The 17,682-nt window shown below is 43.2% G+C and carries 12 protein-coding genes; 9 read left to right on the plus strand and 3 right to left on the minus strand.

Annotation, left to right across the window (positions count from 1 at the left end; translation table 11 throughout):
• Positions 1-246, plus strand: a 246-nt coding sequence (locus tag A37S_RS28360; RefSeq protein WP_036603309.1) for a transposase, incomplete at its 5' end; no start/stop codon positions are given.
• Positions 247-273: 27 nt separating this feature from the next.
• Here the strand turns inward: A37S_RS28360 and A37S_RS0119295 are convergent.
• On the minus strand, positions 274-2,937 hold the full coding sequence (locus A37S_RS0119295; protein ID WP_028298404.1) for a M14 family metallopeptidase: 2,664 nt from the start codon (positions 2,935-2,937) through the stop codon (positions 274-276).
• 203 nt (positions 2,938-3,140) lie between these two features.
• Here A37S_RS0119295 and A37S_RS0119300 point away from each other — a divergent pair, with 203 nt between their 5' ends.
• From A37S_RS0119300 to A37S_RS0119315, 4 genes are all read left to right on the plus strand, one after another.
• Positions 3,141-3,884 (plus strand): sensor histidine kinase, encoded by a 744-nt coding sequence (locus A37S_RS0119300; RefSeq protein ID WP_028298405.1) that lies wholly within the window; start codon positions 3,141-3,143, stop codon positions 3,882-3,884.
• Positions 3,881-4,585 (plus strand): LytR/AlgR family response regulator transcription factor, encoded by a 705-nt coding sequence (locus tag A37S_RS0119305; RefSeq protein ID WP_028298406.1) that lies wholly within the window; start codon positions 3,881-3,883, stop codon positions 4,583-4,585. Before A37S_RS0119300 ends, A37S_RS0119305 begins: the two co-directional genes overlap by 4 nt.
• Positions 4,586-4,693: 108 nt before the next feature.
• The gene (locus A37S_RS0119310; RefSeq protein WP_028298407.1) at positions 4,694-6,964 is read left to right on the plus strand and encodes a cation:proton antiporter; all 2,271 of its coding nucleotides are present in this window, start codon (positions 4,694-4,696) and stop codon (positions 6,962-6,964) included.
• A 50-nt stretch (positions 6,965-7,014) separates the two neighbouring features.
• Positions 7,015-7,233: a hypothetical protein gene (locus tag A37S_RS0119315; protein WP_028298408.1), complete on the plus strand. Its 219-nt coding sequence runs from the start codon at positions 7,015-7,017 to the stop codon at positions 7,231-7,233.
• 55 nt (positions 7,234-7,288) lie between these two features.
• Here the strand turns inward: A37S_RS0119315 and A37S_RS0119320 are convergent, their stop codons facing one another.
• On the minus strand, positions 7,289-8,140 hold the full coding sequence (locus tag A37S_RS0119320; protein ID WP_028298409.1) for a dienelactone hydrolase family protein: 852 nt from the start codon (positions 8,138-8,140) through the stop codon (positions 7,289-7,291).
• Between the two features lie 97 nt (positions 8,141-8,237).
• On the minus strand, positions 8,238-9,518 hold the full coding sequence (locus A37S_RS0119325; RefSeq protein WP_036603316.1) for an NAD(P)/FAD-dependent oxidoreductase: 1,281 nt from the start codon (positions 9,516-9,518) through the stop codon (positions 8,238-8,240).
• Positions 9,519-9,790: 272 nt separating this feature from the next.
• Between A37S_RS0119325 and A37S_RS0119330 the strand changes: the two genes are divergently transcribed.
• From A37S_RS0119330 to A37S_RS26430, 4 genes are all read left to right on the plus strand, one after another.
• The gene (locus A37S_RS0119330) at positions 9,791-11,569 is read left to right on the plus strand and encodes a DUF885 family protein (protein WP_211229827.1); all 1,779 of its coding nucleotides are present in this window, start codon (positions 9,791-9,793) and stop codon (positions 11,567-11,569) included.
• 13 nt (positions 11,570-11,582) lie between these two features.
• Positions 11,583-13,931, plus strand: a complete 2,349-nt coding sequence (locus A37S_RS0119335) for a glycoside hydrolase family 127 protein (protein WP_157278870.1) — start codon at positions 11,583-11,585, stop codon at positions 13,929-13,931.
• A gap of 79 nt (positions 13,932-14,010) precedes the next feature.
• Positions 14,011-15,738, plus strand: a complete 1,728-nt coding sequence (locus A37S_RS0119340) for a DUF885 family protein (protein WP_036603321.1) — start codon at positions 14,011-14,013, stop codon at positions 15,736-15,738.
• 563 nt (positions 15,739-16,301) lie between these two features.
• The gene (locus tag A37S_RS26430; RefSeq protein ID WP_169719536.1) at positions 16,302-17,681 is read left to right on the plus strand and encodes a TonB-dependent receptor plug domain-containing protein; all 1,380 of its coding nucleotides are present in this window, start codon (positions 16,302-16,304) and stop codon (positions 17,679-17,681) included.
• Position 17,682: the final 1 nt, after the last annotated feature.

Below are 17,682 nucleotides of genomic sequence, written 5' to 3' on the forward strand. Positions count from 1 at the left end.
AGTCCAGGAGAACGCAATCCGATCGAAGGAAAGTTTGGTCAAGCAAAGACTGGTTACGGAATGAATCTCATTTTAGCTCGTCTAGCAAGAACCAGCGAAGCTTGGATTAGCTGCATCGTATTGGTGCTTAACTTGGTCAAATTGGCCGAGCTAGCACTTTATTGCATTATCAATATAGTAATCAAATATGTGGTAGATCTGCGCAAAGATTACAACCTCATACCCCAATACTCAAAAATCTGCTGAAAAAATCATTGAGTTTTTCAGCAGACCCTATTTATATAAGGTGTTAAATACCAGTTTAAAAGTGCTATGCGATTGTCCTCTAAAAGTGATTTCCGGCCCAAAAGCGTAAAGCGTACCTTTACCTACGCTTGCTTCAAAAGCTGCCACCTTATCTTTCAAAAGCTGTTGTCCCCAAGCCCATCCACTTCTAAGTGATTTGTCACTGTCGAACCACATCAAAGGCCTCACTTGTTGCTTGTCTCCATTTAAAATGAAAACAGGATTATTGCTAAAGACAATATCGGCCCTTTCGTTCATTCCAGACGTTGCCACTGTTGAATTGTCTACCTGTACGTTCAGGATACTTCCAGGTATATAGAACTTGTCATTGGGCAATGGTTTGCCGTTTTCTTCCAATGCATTTTCTACAGGTAAACCAAGGTGATAGGCAAGATCTGTAGCGCTACCCAAAGCCATTATTTGTCCGCCACTTTCTAAAAACAGCTTTAGCTGTGGTATGGATGTCTCCTTGGTGACAGTGCCCAGCATGTGCCGATATTCTTCTGGAATACTTAGCGAATCTGGTTGTCTTCCCATTCCCATGCGATTCTCGGTTGCATTGATAGGGGGGATGCCTGCTTTTACAAAAAGGATGATGTCATATTTCGTTGCTAGGTTTCCCTTGTCGATATCTTTTGGATAGATAACTTCATATGGATAGTGATATTGTTCCAGTATCCATCTCATCCATCCAGACGGAATACCCCCTCCATATTGGTCATACAGTGCAATCCTCTTCAGGCCAATACGTTTTGCTTGGCTTGGCTTCTTGTCTACAGCAGTTACTTTTACGCCTAGACTATCATTGGAGGTGCCCAATTTGGATCTTGATTTAGCTTCTACATAAAACGATCCTACGGGGAAACCCGCTTGAGCTTCAGCAAGACGGAATACATTGACACCCTGCCGCAATAGATCGTTTGCCAAGGTGAAACCGTTGTTGATCTGACTGCTCCATACATAGCCTCCCTTGGAAAGAGGAACCTCTTGTTTGATGGGTGTTTGATCTTCGCCGTAAGCGATCGCTTCGAATGGACCATCTACTACCCCCAGTGCCCTGTCAAAGTCAACACCCATTTGAAATGCCAATGTCCACCCTGCTGCGTCATATGGCCTCACGGGAGGACCACCTGGATACAGAAAATCATTGGGATGGTCTTGCGGCTCGAACATATCCAGCACATGCGGACGAAATGCCTGATTTGTCCGTACGATATAGGAATCTTTTGGATATTTCTTACCATCATAAACGAAATCGGCTGTTGCTCGCTCCACTTTGATGCCTGAACGCAAGAGAGCATTGATAAATTTGACCGCCGTAGGGAAGTCTTGTTGATCTGATGGTACGATATAGGCCCTAGCATCGCGGTGAGCAGGATTCTCGTATACCTGTTCGTATTGCGTACGATTGGGGCGTTCTTTTTGGGCCAATGTCACTAGTGAGTCCCTGTATTTGGGCAACAGCGTCCAATTGTCCCGATTTCCACGCTCTATGGCATTTTTTCCCATCAGATAAATGTTGTAGAGCAGCTCGTCCCCATGCCTACTTGCATAGTCCAGGATGGCGTAGTTCAAGGAAAGGGAATAGTCGATGGACTGCCTAAAATGCCATTTTTGTGGCTTAATGGGATTGGGTGTAGCATTGTCCGGAATCAGTCTATCAGGAACAATGGGGATTTCCATTGGCGTAGGGTTTCCAATGATTTCGGTGAGGATACCAATCATATTGTGGAAATAGGGCGTAGTGCGTAGTCCACCGTTCCACCAGGTGGAGTAGACCGACCCTTTTAATCGTGTATAGCCAGGCTTCTCCTCGGCATTGAGCCTGTTGATCATGGCAGCGCTTACGCCGTCTATGCCAGTGATGACCAAAGGGTCATAGACCTGATTGAACGGATCGCGATAGGGGGGGCCTGCCACTACTGTTCCCGCAGGACCTGTCTGGTGATGATTGTATATGATCTGGGGCATCCACTCGATGTACTGTTGCCTAGAGATATGGATGCTTTCCTTCATGTTGTTCATGTAAAAATCCCTATTATTGTCGTGGCCGATATATTTCTGATAGAGTCTGGGAATGTCCATAGCTCTTTTTAACGTATCTGGCCGCATCATATACCAATTGGACATTAACTCTTGTCCATCGGGATTAACTTGAGAAAGCAGGATTACTACGTTGTCCAAGATACGTAAGGTCTCGTCGTCTTGCCGACTTGCCAACTGATAAAAAGTTTCTATGAGTTGATGAGCACCAACGGTTTCGTTGGCATGTAGACCGCCATCTATCCATACCACCGGCTTGCCCTCCAGGGATAATTTTTTGGCTTCTTGAGGACTTATGCCTTCAGCTCTGGTAAGTTGCTGCGAAATGTTTTTCAGCTTGGAGAGCTGAGCGATGTTTTTGGGAGCAGAGACCACCATGACATATTGTGTTCTGCCTTCCTCTGTTTTGCCTATCTCCGTCAGCAATACCCTATCGGACTGATCGGCAATTTTCTTAAAATAGGCCTCCGTCTGTGTATAGTTTGCCAATTGATAATCGTCACCAATAGTGAAACCGAAATGTTCCTTGGGCGTAGTTATGCTTGTTTGAGCAAGAAGGCCATTAGGAGAGATAATGAGAAATAGGAGGAGAAGGTAAATACTACGCATATTTAAAATCCAGTTTTATTTTTAAAATAAATAGTTGAGAAAAGTAATGAACCAAAAATACTTGCTTTACTTGGCTTTATAAATCTATTTCTCATGTTGTTATGTATTATTTTTGTTGCTCTTGCGAAAAAAAGTGCAAAGAACTCTTTGCAGTTGTCTGTATAAGGAATTTTTATCCATTTCACCTATCTTTGTAGGCTATCATGAAGGGAACTTTGCCGTTTTTTGTTCTTGTTTTGGGGGTGTTGCTTTTCGTGGCATTGGCTCTTCTTATATTTCTTTGGAGGCAGTTTAGCCAATTGAAGCATGATAAGCAGCACTTACAGGCTAAGTATAAGGAGCTAGAGCAAAAAACGACCGGCCTGGATGCAGACCAATTACGATATAAGCTCAATCCCCATTTGTTTCGAAATGCCTTAAATGCCATACAATCGCATGCCTATCAAAGCTATTATGCACTTGACAAGCTTTCCAATGTACTGGATTATATCTTATATGACAGTGATAACAGGATGGTAAGCCTGGCCGAAGAGATCAATTTTGCAAAGAGCTTGGTGGAGATCAATAAGCTAAAGACGAGCCCGCTTTTTGATATTCGGTTCAAGAATAAAATCAGGGAGGACGAGACGATTTATCATGAAATGATGATCGCTCCGTTTTCCTGTGCCAATCCTATAGAGAATGCCTTTAAGCATGCCGATATTCAAAGTGACGATGCCTTTATAAGTATTGTTTTTTCCATCGAAGACGATAATTGGTTTCAGTTGTATGTGGCCAACAAGATACCAAGGGGCAAGAAAGAGCAAAAAAATAAGGGAGGACTTGGAAATGTCATGTTCAAAAACAGGCTGAAAGCCATTTATGGCATTGATGGCTTTTCCCTGATCGAGACTATAAATAATGAAGTATATATTTCGCAGTTGAAAATAAAGCTGGATAAGCCATGACGTTGAGGTGCATATTATTGGACGATGAGCTGCCTGGGCTTCGCTATCTGCGCAGTATATGCGAGCAATTTACCGACGTGGAAGTCGTAAGGGCTTTTGACGACCCACAAAAATTCCTGTTGCAGGAAGCAGATCTAGACTACGACACCTGCATCATGGACATACAAATGCCTTTGGTAAATGGTGTGGAAGTAGCGTCCCGATTGAATAACAAAGCGATTATATTCGTTACCGCTTACAAAGAATATGCTGCGAATGCCTTTGATCTGGAAGCTGTTGACTATATCGTTAAGCCCATTCAGCCTATGCGTCTAAGAAAAGCCATAGATAAAGTCGTCAAGGTATTGGAAGCGAAAAAGGACAAGGGAGGTTTTGCTCAGCTAAATAGCAACCGCGGAAAAATCCTGCTTTACTTTTACCAGATTGCCTTTATCTCCGTTTCGGAAAGTGATAAGAGAGATAAGCAGGTTGTCCTTGATGATGATGAAGTCGTGTTGAAAAATATTTCCTTTGATCAACTGCTGCAGTTATTACCCGCAAATGAATTTTTGAGAATCAATAGGCAAACAATCATTGCCAAACGCATCGTACTGTCCTATACACATGATTCAGTATTGACCAAACGGAAAGACATTCATGGGAAGCACCTTGGCTTTCAACTGTCGGAGAATTATAGGAAAGCCTTTCTGGAAAATCTGTAACCAACCTTCATTACAATTTTTCCCCCCTTTATTACAAAATATGTCCTAGCTTATTTTTTATTGTTAGTCTTTCACTAAATTCGCTTCGCACAAAAGAGCAAAGTCTGAATGAAGCGATTTAAAGAACTCATATTTTACATACTTACCATAGGCGGACTTTCCGTCTTCATTTATTTCTTAATTCATCAAGGAAGTGCTTTGGAGGCGGGGAAATCCATCCCCTCAAGTCAAGGCGATGGCGTGAATGCCTTTGATCACTTTGTTGAATCTTTGCAAGAAAACCTTTCGTATCCTTTGGCTATCCTGCTGCTGCAAATTATCACCATTATTCTTGTAGCGCGTTGTTTTGGTTATGTGTGTCGCAAGATTGGCCAGCCAAGTGTTATTGGAGAGATATTGGCCGGGATTGTTTTGGGACCGTCCCTGTTAGGGGCGTATTTTCCTGAATTTTCCACTTTCCTTTTTCCCGCCAGCTCGTTGGGCAATTTGGGGGTGATGAGCCAGATAGGCCTTATTCTTTTCATGTTTGTAGTCGGTATGGAACTGGATTTGGGTATCTTGAAGAACAAGGCCCATGAGGCCGTTGTGGTAAGCCATGCCAGCATTATATTCCCTTTTGCACTAGGGGTGGTACTTGCTTATTTTATCTACGAGCAGACAGCACCAGAGCAAGTCAATTTTATTTCCTATGCGCTTTTCATTGGTATATCGATGAGTATTACGGCTTTTCCCGTATTGGCACGCATCGTTCAGGAAAGAGGACTTTCCAAAACCAAACTGGGAGCGATGGCCATTACCTGCGCTGCGGCAGACGATATTACCGCATGGTGTATACTGGCAGCGGTAATAGCTATTGTAAAGGCGGGTTCCCTAGCTAGCGCCATATACACTATCATGCTATCTGTGCTTTACGTTGTGGCCATGCTCAAACTGGTAAGGCCATTCTTGCGAAGAATAGGGGATCTATATTCCAGTAAGGAAAGCCTTAGCAAGCCCATTGTCGGTATATTCTTCGTAACGCTGTTGATCTCTGCTTGGAGTACCGAAGTGATCGGTATACACGCACTGTTCGGTGCTTTTATGGCTGGGGTAATTATGCCGGCAAATGTCAATTTCAGGAATATTTTTATAGAAAAAGTAGAGGATCTCGCGCTGGTGTTACTATTACCACTGTTTTTTGTCTTCACGGGACTTCGTACACAAATAGGCTTGCTGAACGAACCCGGCCTTTGGGGTCTGTGCTTTGTTTTCATAGCTGTGGCCGTGGTAGGCAAATTTGTAGGTAGCGCCATAGCGGCACGTTTTGTAGGTCAGGATTGGAAAGGCAGCCTCACCATAGGCGCCTTGATGAATACCCGGGGACTCATGGAACTGGTGGCCCTCAATATTGGTTATGACCTTGGCGTACTATCGCCAGAGGTATTTGCCATGCTAGTGCTTATGGCATTGGTAACCACTTTCATGACGGGACCAGCCCTGGATTTGATCGACAAACTATTTAAGGCGGATGATGACTTACTAGCACCAAAGCTGGAAATAGACAAATACAACATACTCATTGCTTTTGGAAATCCTATAAGCGGGCAAAAGCTGGTGAGATTGGCCAATGGCTTGACTAACAAGACCAAAGAAAACGTCAGTCTTACAGCCCTGCATCTTTCTCCTGCTAATGAGTTGAATCAGTTTAATGCTTTTGAATATGAGCGGGATAGTTTTGCCCCCATTCAATTTGAAGCCGATAGATTGGGACAAAAAGTGGTCGCTCTATTCAAACCTAGCCAAAATATCGATGAAGATATCATTGAAATTGCCAATAAGGGTGAATTTGATCTTCTTCTTATAGGTATTGGCCGTTCTGTATTTGAAGGTACTTTTTTGGGTAAAATATTGGGTTTCACTACCAAAGTGGTCAATCCAGAACGACTTTACGAAAGTATAAAAGGCCGAAATGCCTTGTTTACCTTAGGGATATTCGATGAGAGAACAAAACACATCCTTCGCAATACGAAGATACCTACGGGTATATTTATTGACAAAAACATGGATGTCATAAGGCAGGTTGTTGTCCCAATTTTTTCGTTGAGCGATAGTTTTCTGCTGATATATATCCAAAAGCTGATCCATAATGGAGGTGTGAAGATCACATTGATGGACCTATCGGGAACTATCAGGCAGAACGTCGAATTTAAGGAAGCGATTAGGTCTATTGAACTGGTTGCTCCAGAGCAATTGATGCTCGTTCATGAAAACAAAATGGACAAGTCTTTCTTGCAACAGTATGATTTAATGCTGATTAGCTTAGATAGTTGGAAGAAAGTGGTAGAGTCTAGAAGCATTTGGCTGGCGGATACGCCGTCTGTCCTTATCGTAAAACCATAGAAACAGAAACGATCAAACATCATCAATTCTTTAACTGCAAATATTTTGATATGGAAACCTTAAAATTTAGAACGGACTTTTATTCTTCTGAATCGTTAGGAGAATTGCTCAAGATTATGAACACCATCAATGGTATAGTGGAATGGAAGATAGACTTTGATTCGATATATAAGCTCCTGATAGTAAAAGGCAAGAATTTAAATGCTTTCGGGATCAAGAAGGCTATAGAAGGAGTGGGGCACAGTGCCGTACGGATGTACGAGGAATAATTTAAACACAGCACAGCACCTTAATGTAGACGGCTCAAAACTAGTTTTGAGCCGTCTACATTAAGGTGCTGTTAAACAAATCTATGCTACGTTTCCAAGCCAATTTGGACGCTTGTTCGTCATAGCGCGCAGCCGAAGTCTCATTGTTGAAGGCATGGTTTACTCCTTCGTATATAAATAGTTGATAATCTATATGGTTACTATCCAAGGCTTCTTGAAAAGCGGGTATACCCACATTGATTCTTTCATCTAAACCCGCGTAGTGCAACAAGAGCTTTGCCTTGATATGGGGGACATCTTCTTGCCTTGCCTGTCTGCCATAATAGGACACTGCTGCATTCAATCTAGGATCTTTGGTGGCAAGGTCATTGGCTATTCCGCCACCCCAGCAAAAACCGATGCATCCTGTCTTGCCATTGCCGTAGGGCAATTGACGAAGATATTCCAAAGTATCCAAGTAGTTCGTGAGATTTATCTCGGGATCTAGTTTACCTATCAGCGTACGCGCTTCGTCCTGATCTTCAGGAGTACCGCCATAAGAAGAAAGGGCGTCAAGAGCGAGCGCTATAAACCCTTCTATGGCCAGGCGTTTTGCTATATCCTTGATATGGGCATTCAATCCCCTGTTTTCATGAATGACCAGTACGCAACCATGCTTTCTGGTTTTTTTCGGTCTTGATAGAAAACCTGTTAAAGGGCCGTTGCTTGCATTGAACGTAATGTCCTCGTTAATGATATCCTCATTAGGTATTTCGGATGCGTGCGCATAGTTGTTTTCCAACAAGGGTAATACCGACATGGCCACGGCCATGCTTCCTGTAAGGCTAACCAATTGTCTAATAAAGTCTTGCCTAGATAAAGGCTTGTGCGTATACTCGTCATAGAGTTTTATCAATTCCTTGTCCATTTGCCAGTACTTTAAGGGCCACTATATTGGAAAACAATACCATAATTGTTTTCCTCATATGTAAAGAACAAGGTTAGGTGCTATGTGTTTTTCGGGTTTATTGATTTATTTTTTTAGATTCATCAATAATATATCTAAACGGTTTGTCCTTTGAAAAATAAGATGCCATCCACTCGAAGAAAGTTCTAATACGGTTCCTATAGCTTACCAGGAACATCAGGTGAATGAAAAGCCAAAGTAGCCACGCGAAAAAACCTGAGAAGCTCCATTTGGGTTTGGGTAAGTCAGCGACCGCAATACTCTTTCCAACAATGGCCATTGTACCCTTGTCGTAATAGGAAAACGGATGTAATGTTTTGCCTTTGGTGATATTGACGAGGTTTTTTGCCAGGTTCTTTCCCTGTTGTATGGCCACCTGTGCCAATTGAGGGTGTCCGTCTGGATAATTCTCGTCGCTTTTCTGTAAACAGATGTCGCCAATGGCATATATGTCCTCATAACCTATCAGGCGGTTATAAGCATCGACTAGCAGACGGTTCCCGCCTCCATAAATCTCTTCGTTGAAGCCTTCGATCGTTTTTACCGTAACGCCCGTAGTCCATACCAATTGCCTAGCGCGAATAACCTCTCCTGTATCAAGGAACACTTCCTGACCATTGTAATCCTGTACACGCTTTTTGAAATGTACCTGTACTCCTGCTTTTTCCAATGCTTTAAGGGCTGTTGTTTGCGCCTTTTCTGACATAGCCTTCAACAAGCTGGTGCTGCCGTCTACCAAATGTATGTCCAGCCGAAATCCTCTTTGGGCTAGGGATCTGAAATCATGTGCAAAGAGTGTGTTGTTGTACTCGGCCATGATGCCGGATAGTTCTACCCCCGATGGCCCTCCACCGGCAATTAATATGGTGAGCCTTTCCCTGATTTCATCTTCATTCGTAGCACTGGCCGCCAATTCAAAATTGTTGAGCAAACATTTCTTCATGTACAGTGCGTCATCTAGGTTCTTCATGCAAAGGGCGTATTTCTTCAGGTTTTCATTGCCAAAAAAATTGGTGTCCGTACCCGCGGCAATCACTAGTTTGTCATATTGCAGCTTGCCTGATGATAGATAGACCGTTTTGTTGGCAGGATCGACTCGCTCCAGTTCACCCATTAGAAAATCGAGGTTGTGCTGCTTTTTGAAAAGCGTGCGAAAGGGAAGCGTTACATTGGAGATCTGTAAATAACTGGACGCTACTTGATAGATAAGAGGGGGGAAGAAGTTGTAATTGTTTCTGTCAACCAATGTAATATGGTAATAGGGACTGTTGGCAAGTGATCTGGAGAGGTTCACCCCAGCAAAACCGCCACCAATAATAACGATATGTTGTTTGTTCATCAGTGTTTTTGTTTAGAAAAGCCTTCTTGTAGATTCAAAGGCTGGATTGTGCTTTTTCGGCAACAAGAACAGTGCCTAAAGGACGATACAAAGATAGCCTAAGATACGATCAATCAAAATAAATCTTTTTCAGGAAGTTGTTTTTCGTAACAATCATGTTAACCTAGATTTTGATCAATATATGGGCAAAAATGATCAATATTTAAAAATCTGATCATTGTATTTTGCGTATCTTAGCCCAACGTATTATTGAAGCTAAACCCAAACAGACCATGTCAAAAACTAGTGTTCCTAGGCTCATCGGCCTCTTCCTATTGATGAAAGTAAGTTGTTGCCAAATTTTTGCGCAGGAAATCCTGGATTATGCGCCATGCAACGAGATTCCCGCTCTTATGCAAGAGTTCACTGCAGATTATGGAGCGTTAGTGCGCTTTTATACCCCATCGACTGGCTCTGGAGGACAGGCCGCTGGGGGACGTGGAACTTCTAATACAGGTGGTTCGCCGGAGCGTACTGGACGTCTACTGAAACTATATGACGGTTATCTAAAAAGGTTGGGTGCATTGGATTTTAATGCCCTCCCACAAGAATGCAAAGTGGATTATATCCTGTTTAAGAGGGACTTAAATGACCGGCTTTCGCGAGCAAAAGAGGAGGCAAACGCGTACGAACGGGTAAAGACCTGGTTCCCCTTTTCCAAACGGATTTATTCCTATAACAAGGATCGTCGTAGAGGACTAAGGCCAGATGCAGCTCAGCTGGCTAAGGATTGGAATCAAGCAACCAAAGAAATCGAATCGCTTACCAACAAGCTGAAAGCTACGGAAGTATTGGACAAAGAGGACGTCGATGAATCCCTGTTGGTTATCAATGACCTGCGCAATGCAGCAAGCAGTGTCTATGAGTTCTACAATGGATACGACCCCTTGTTTACTTGGTGGGTACCGGCCACCTATACCAAGCTGGACAGTAGCATGAACAATTACGCTCGTCTGTTCAGACAAAAAACGGAGAAGGGCAAGGAGGTCGATAAAAGCGGCATCGTAGGCAATCCCGTAGGACGAGATGAACTTGCAAGGCAATTGCAGTTCGAGTTCATTCCCTACTCGCCAGACGAACTGGTGGATATCGCCAACAAGGAATTTGCCTGGTGCGATGCCGAAATGCTAAGAGCAAGTAGGGAAATGGGATTTGGCGACGATTGGCATGCCGCATTGGAAAAAGTAAAGAACACCTATGTAGAACCGGGCGAACAACCCGAAATGATCTATGGCCTTTACAAAGAATCAATTGATTTTCTGAAAGAACACGATCTGATTACCGTACCGCCATTGGCGGAAGAGGTTTGGGGCATGTACATGCTTTCGCCCGAAGCCCAGAAGGTAAGTCCCTTTTTTCTGGGAGGCACCAATATCATGATCTCCTATCCAACCAATACGATGGACTACGACGATCGCATGATGAGCATGCGGGGCAATAATCCGCATTTTTCTAGGTCCACCGTGCACCACGAACTGATAGCGGGACATAACCTGCAAGGGTTCATGAACGCACGACACCGCACTTACCGCAATTTCAGGACGCCTTTTTGGACAGAGGGTTGGGCACTCTACTGGGAACTATTGCTTTGGGACTTGAATTTTCCCAAAGGACCCGAAGATCGCATAGGTATGTTGTTCTGGCATATGCACCGCTGCGCGCGAATCATCTTCTCGCTCAATTACCATTTAGGCAAATGGACTCCACAGCAATGTATCGACTTCTTGGTCGATCGCGTGGGCTTTGAACGTGCCAATGCAGAGGGCGAGGTTCGCAGATCGTTTATTGGTAGCTATCCTCCCTTGTACCAATTAGCTTATCTTACTGGTGGTCGCCAGTTCTATGCCTTGCACAAGGAACTAGTGGGCGGTGGAAAAATGACTGACAAAGCCTTTCACGACAAGGTTATCAGCTTGAATGCGATGCCCGTGGAAATGGTGCGGGCTATACTGACAGACCAAAAGCTGAATAAGGATTTTAAGACGAATTGGCGTTTTTATGATGGAAAGTAAAATAATGGTTGGCATGATTAGATATAAGTCATTGTTTTACAATATTCTGTTAGCGATCGTATTAATAGCAGCCTGTAAAAAGCAAAAAGATGTAAGGCTTGTTCATGCTTTTCCGCTTTCAGATATCAAGTTGCTGGACGGACCTTTCAAGCATGCAACAGATTTGGGAAAGGAAACCCTATTGAATTACGAACCAGATCGCTTGTTATCCAAATTTAGGAAGAACAGCGGTCTCGAACCCAAGGCTGAAAGTTACAAGGGATGGGAAGATGGTTCGCTGGCGGGCCATAGCTTAGGTCATTACCTTTCGGCCATATCGCTGATGTATCAAACCACAGGAGACAGGCGTTTCCTCGATCGTGCCAATTATATAGTGTCCGAATTGGATTCTTGTCAGCAGGTAAGTGGCAGCGGGTATTTGGGAGCTTACGATAAGGCAAAGTTGATTTTTGAGGAGCAAATAGCCAAAGGTGAAATAGAGTCGCAGGGATTTGACCTCAATGGTCTTTGGGCACCGTTCTACGTACAGCACAAAATTATGGCTGGCTTGCGAGACACTTATCATTTACTGGGTAATCAACAGGCGTTGACAGTGGAAAAGCGTTTTGCCGATTGGACACAAAATATACTCAGCCTGCTGACAGAAGATCAATTACAAGAAATGTTGCACTGTGAGCATGGCGGTATGAATGAGGTACTAGTAGACCTTTATACCGACACCGAAGAAGATAAATACCTCCAGTTGGCTGATAAATTCTATCACAAGGCGGTATTAGATCCTTTGGCAAATAGGCAGGACAGTCTTTCTGGCTTACATGCCAATACACAAATACCCAAAGTAATAGGAATCGCCAAACGTTATGAGGCTACTGGCGACGTAAGAGATTCCATCATTGTGGCCTATTTTTGGGATCGGGTGGTAAACCATCACAGCTATGTAACAGGTGGAAATGCAAATTTCGAGTATTTCGGCCATCCAGACCATTTGAGTAAGCGTCTGAGCGACAAGACTACCGAGACCTGTAATGTGTATAACATGTTGAAGCTCTCGGATATATTCTTCCAATGGAATCCAGATGCCAAGATGGCCGATTATTATGAACGGGCACTGTTCAACCAGATACTGTCGTCTCAACACCCCGAAAGCGGAAACGTGATCTATAACCTTTCATTGGAGATGGGCGGGCACAAGCATTACCAAAATCCCTTTGGCTTTACTTGTTGTGTAGGTACTGGCATGGAGAATCACGCCAAATATGCTGCCCATATATATTACTATAATGAGAATGAGCTATATGTCAATCAGTTTATTGCTTCTGAGCTAAACTGGAAAGAAAAGGGATTGAAACTTGTTCAGAACACACAATTTCCTAACGAGCAAAATACTAATTTGCTGGTCTACACTGAAAAACCAACAAAACTGACAATTAAGATTAGATACCCTTACTGGGCAGAAAAAGGCATGGTCGTAAGTGTGAACGGTGAGAAAATAAATGTGGAGAGCAAAGCGGAAAGTTATGTGTCTGTGACGAGAAAATGGAATAACGAAGATCAGATCTCAGTAGATTTTCCTTTTACCTTACGTTTGGAGGCAATGCCAGATGATAGTAAAAGAATTGCCATGCTTTATGGTCCCCTGGTCTTAGCTGGCGATCTTGGCCCATCAGACGACCCCATGGTAAACACACCCGACTATGTGCCAGTATTGTTCACTGAAAACCGTGATCCAAAAGTTTGGACACGTCCAACAGGCGAGACCAATACCTTTGCTTTGTATGAAGTGGGTAAACCGAGGGATGTGATCTTGAAACCATTTTATACTACGCATGATAGAAATTATTCGGTCTATTTTGATATGTTTACCCAAGCGGAATGGGAAGCACAACGGGTTGCTTATGAAAAAGAAACAGAGGCAAAGCGATTGTTGGAATCCATAACCTATGATTTTGTGCAACCAGGCGAGATGCAACCAGAGCGAGATCATAATTTTCAGGGAGAAGGGACTCATACGACCTCGCAACAAGGACAAAAAGCAAGACAGGCAGAACGGGGTGGCTGGTTTTCCTTTGACATGAAAGTAAGCGGCGAGGAACCTATGGCACTTGCTGTTGATTATTGGGGGGGATACACCGGATCCAAAACCTTTGATATATTGATAGACGATGTGAAAGTTGCTACCGAGAATATTTCCGGCAAAAAAGACGGAGCTTTCTTGACGGAAAAATATGCTATACCAGCTGGTCTTCTACAAGGTAAGAAAAAGATTACGGTGAAATTTCATCCTCACAAAGGACATCGCGCAGGTCCAGTGTTCGGTTTGCGCACCATCCGATCGATAAACTTAAATGAAAAGGGCAGCTAGCACTTGCTAGATATAGTTGTAGAATAAGGTATTGGCATGGATCAACTATGAATGAGTGTCTAACTTACTTTTTTTGACGATGAGAGTTAATTTTAAGTGCTTAATGTGTGCGCTTACCTTCGCGGTTTTTACCAAGCTATCGTATTCCCAGTCTTACTCGGAAACAAAGGATAAGTTTGTTCCTTGTGACGTGATGCCTCAGCTGCTACATCACTTCAATGCTGACTATGCGGCACTCCAACGTTTTTATGTGGTGCGGCAGTCACCGGCTAGAAGAGCTCGGCTGGAAAACTTATATAGCGACTACATCAATCAATTGGATGGAGTCGACTTTAAGTCACTTTCGCAGGAATGTAAGGTGGACTACCTTTTGTTCGGCAGGGATTTGAGGGAAAAATTGCGCTTGTCCAAAGAAGAAGCGAACGAATTGCATCAAGTGGCTTTCCTTTTCCCGTTTGCAGATAAAATCTATGAAGCGGAAAAGCAGCGAACACGAGGAACCTACTTGGACTCTAAGAAACTGGCCATCGACCTACACCATACCACCCTAGAAATTGGTGCATTGAGTACAAGTCTACGGGACAGCGCCATTATCCTAGATGCCACCTCTATCGTGCGTGCAGAGGAAACCATCAATGGTCTAAAGACGGCATTGAATAGCGTCATGGAGTTTTACAATGGGTATGATCCCTTGTTTACCTGGTGGGTGCCTGTGCCGGCAGGTCAGGTGGATTCTGCCCTGACGGCCTATGCCACAGTCATTAAATCAAAGGGGAAAACATTAGGTAAATATAATATCATTGCCCGTACACCCGTAGGAAAGGAGGAATTAAGTAAATTGCTTGAGCACGCTTTAATTCCTTATACCATAGACGAACTGATAGCTATTGCAACCAAGGAGTTTGAATGGTGTGAAACGGAGTTCAGGAAAGTATCGCGGGATATGGGGTTTGGAGATGATTGGAAGAAGGCCGTGGAATTTGTCAAAGATACCTATGTGGATCCTGGCCATCAACCAGAAGCGATCTATGACTTGTACAAGCAGTCCGTAGACTTTGTCAACGCACATGACCTCGTTACCGCCCCGCCCCTGGAAGAAGAGGTGTGGGGTATGAAGATGAGGCCTTCGGAAAGGGGCAGTGGTCGTTTTTTCCAAGGGGGACGAGATATTACAATTACCTATCCCACCAACAACTGGTACATCAATTACCGTTTGGAGAGCATGCGTGGCAACAATCCCAATTTTTCGTTTGCTACGGTGCACCATGAGTTGATTCCCGGCCACAATGCTACATCCTATAATGACCAGCGCTACCGTTCCTACAGGAACTTTGGCTCTTCTTTTTCTGGAGAAGGCTGGGCGCTCTATTGGGAGTTCTTATTGTGGGACATGGGCTTCCCTAAGACCAACGAACAAAAGATCGGTATGCTGTTTTGGCGTATCCATAGAGCAGCGAGAATTATTTTCTCCTCCAATTTCCAGATGGGCAACTGGACGCCAGACCAATGCGTGGACTTTTTGGTCAACAAGGTGGGCCACGAGTTTGGGAATGCTATTTACGAAGTGGGCGGACACGTGAGACCTAATAACTACCCCTTATACCAATTATCCTACTTGGTGGGCGGTCTGCAATTCTATTCACTAAAGAAAGAATTGGTAGACAGTGGAAAAATGCCTATTAAGGAGTTCCATGACAATATTCTGCACTTAAGTAGTATGCCCGTGGAAATGGTCAGAAATATCTTTTTGGACAATAAACTGATCGAGAACTACCAATCAAACTGGAAATTCTATAATTTCAGGTAGAAATACTTTTTATAGGAAGAAGAATGCCTTACGATTGATTCGTAAGGCATTCTTTTTTTAATATAGATATTAGTTACAATATCTTACAACTACCAATACCTGTAATGTGCCTAAATTCTTTTTCCGAACAACGTAGTTAGGAACTAGAGTTTATGCTAACCAACCCTTGTTGGCAGTGGAAAATCACAAGGATAGTGAACATTTAAACGAGAAATGGACTAGGCAATCGCAATGTCTTTTGTTACATAACAAAGCAATGTGTATTAGGTAATTACAATAGTTAAATATTGGTTTAAAGAAGTTAATATACGGTTAGCAAACCGCCATCCTCCCAGTTATATTTGTATTGTTGAACCGGTATTCCGGACAACCGCTCACCAAAAAAACAATCGTTAAATTTTGAGGGTAATTGTGCCATGTTTTGCTGGCACGAGAGCTATCAGAATATGGCAATAGTCACCGCCCTTTTCCAGATAGTTGCTTTTTTTAATTGTGATATGGATATGTTGTATATATACATATTCGTGTCCTCCAAAAACAGAAAATTAACTAAACTAAATAATATGAAAAAAAGAGTAGTACTTTTTATCTGTTGTCTCTTTATGATACATGGTGTCATAGCGCAACAAAAAACCGTTACAGGAAAAATAACGGCGGCCAGTGATGGCTTGGCCGTGCCAGGTGCATCTATAAAAGTGGAAGGATCGAATGTTGGAACGCAGACTGACGCCAGTGGTTCTTATTCTATCCAAGTGGCCGAAGGCGCTACGTTAATTATATCTTCAATTGGTTATCAACCACACCGTATTACGGTTGGAACAACTAGTCGTTATGACGTCACGTTAAGCGAGCAGGCTACGGATCTAAATGAAGTGGTAGTTACCGCATTGGGTATTTCCAGGGAGAAACGATCACTGGGGTATTCTACACAGGAAATATCTGGAGATGTCGTGAGTACAATTAATACTGGAAATGTCACCAGTGCACTTTCCGGTAAAGTGTCGGGTGTGCAAATTCGTTCCAATAATGGATTAGGAGCTTCTGCCAGCATTGTAATTCGAGGGAATAAGTCGCTAACTGGTAATAATCAGGCTCTATGGGTGGTGGATGGTGTGCCTATTGATAACTCAAATAGGAACTCGACCAATAACGGCTATGATTTTGGAAATCTGGCTACCGATATTAATCCGGATGACATCGAATCTGTGAATGTGTTGAAAGGGGCAGCGGCTACGGCACTGTACGGATCAAGAGCTGCAAATGGGGCCATTATTATTACCACAAAGAAGGGGGACAAGAAGGTGGGAGTTGGCATTGCCGTTAATTCATCTACAACATTTGGAACTATTAATAGGAGTACTTTTGCGGAGTATCAGACAGAATATGGGGCAGCTTATGGTCCCTTGTCTGGAGGATTGCAGTCAAATAATTATTTTGTGCAAGAAGACGTTGATGGTGATGGCGTGCTGGATCTAGTGGCTCCATATACTCAATATGGTGGTTTCGGTGCTGCTTACGATCCCAATTTGATGGTTTATCAATGGGATTCGTTTTACCCAGAATCACCCTATTATATGCAGCCACGTCCTTGGGTGATGCCTGATAGTGATCCTTTGGAGCTCTTTCAAAATCCGGTAACGCTGAACAATAGCTTGTCTCTGACTGGAAATGACACTAAGACAACTTATCGTTTTTCTTATACGAATTTTTACGACAGAGGTATTGTACCTTATCAATCCTTGAACAGAAATGTTTTTTCCTTCAATGGATCGTTAAAGTTAACACCAAAGATGAAAGCTACAGCCATGGCAAATTACACCGTATCGGGTACAAGGGGCAGAAATCAGCGCGGAACGGGTAGCTCATATAGTAACTACATAGTTAATATCCGTCAATATTGGCAGCCAAATATTGATTTCAGCAGGGTTGAAGGAAGTATATGAG

This window comes from Olivibacter sitiensis DSM 17696, from assembly GCF_000427965.1.
GTDB classification, from domain to species: Bacteria; Bacteroidota; Bacteroidia; order Sphingobacteriales; family Sphingobacteriaceae; genus Olivibacter; species Olivibacter sitiensis.

What these genes read in the sequence shown, in the direction of transcription:
- A37S_RS0119295 (WP_028298404.1), bottom strand. Translation starts at nt 2,937, where the DNA reads ATGCGTAGTATTTACCTTCTCCTCCTATTTCTCATTATCTCTCCTAAT.
- A37S_RS0119300 (WP_028298405.1), top strand. Translation starts at nt 3,141, where the DNA reads ATGAAGGGAACTTTGCCGTTTTTTGTTCTTGTTTTGGGGGTGTTGCTT.
- A37S_RS0119305 (WP_028298406.1), top strand. Translation starts at nt 3,881, where the DNA reads ATGACGTTGAGGTGCATATTATTGGACGATGAGCTGCCTGGGCTTCGC.
- A37S_RS0119310 (WP_028298407.1), top strand. Translation starts at nt 4,694, where the DNA reads ATGAAGCGATTTAAAGAACTCATATTTTACATACTTACCATAGGCGGA.
- A37S_RS0119315 (WP_028298408.1), top strand. Translation starts at nt 7,015, where the DNA reads ATGGAAACCTTAAAATTTAGAACGGACTTTTATTCTTCTGAATCGTTA.
- A37S_RS0119320 (WP_028298409.1), bottom strand. Translation starts at nt 8,140, where the DNA reads ATGGACAAGGAATTGATAAAACTCTATGACGAGTATACGCACAAGCCT.
- A37S_RS0119325 (WP_036603316.1), bottom strand. Translation starts at nt 9,518, where the DNA reads ATGAACAAACAACATATCGTTATTATTGGTGGCGGTTTTGCTGGGGTG.
- A37S_RS0119330 (WP_211229827.1), top strand. Translation starts at nt 9,791, where the DNA reads ATGTCAAAAACTAGTGTTCCTAGGCTCATCGGCCTCTTCCTATTGATG.
- A37S_RS0119335 (WP_157278870.1), top strand. Translation starts at nt 11,583, where the DNA reads ATGATTAGATATAAGTCATTGTTTTACAATATTCTGTTAGCGATCGTA.
- A37S_RS0119340 (WP_036603321.1), top strand. Translation starts at nt 14,011, where the DNA reads ATGAGAGTTAATTTTAAGTGCTTAATGTGTGCGCTTACCTTCGCGGTT.
- A37S_RS26430 (WP_169719536.1), top strand. Translation starts at nt 16,302, where the DNA reads ATGAAAAAAAGAGTAGTACTTTTTATCTGTTGTCTCTTTATGATACAT.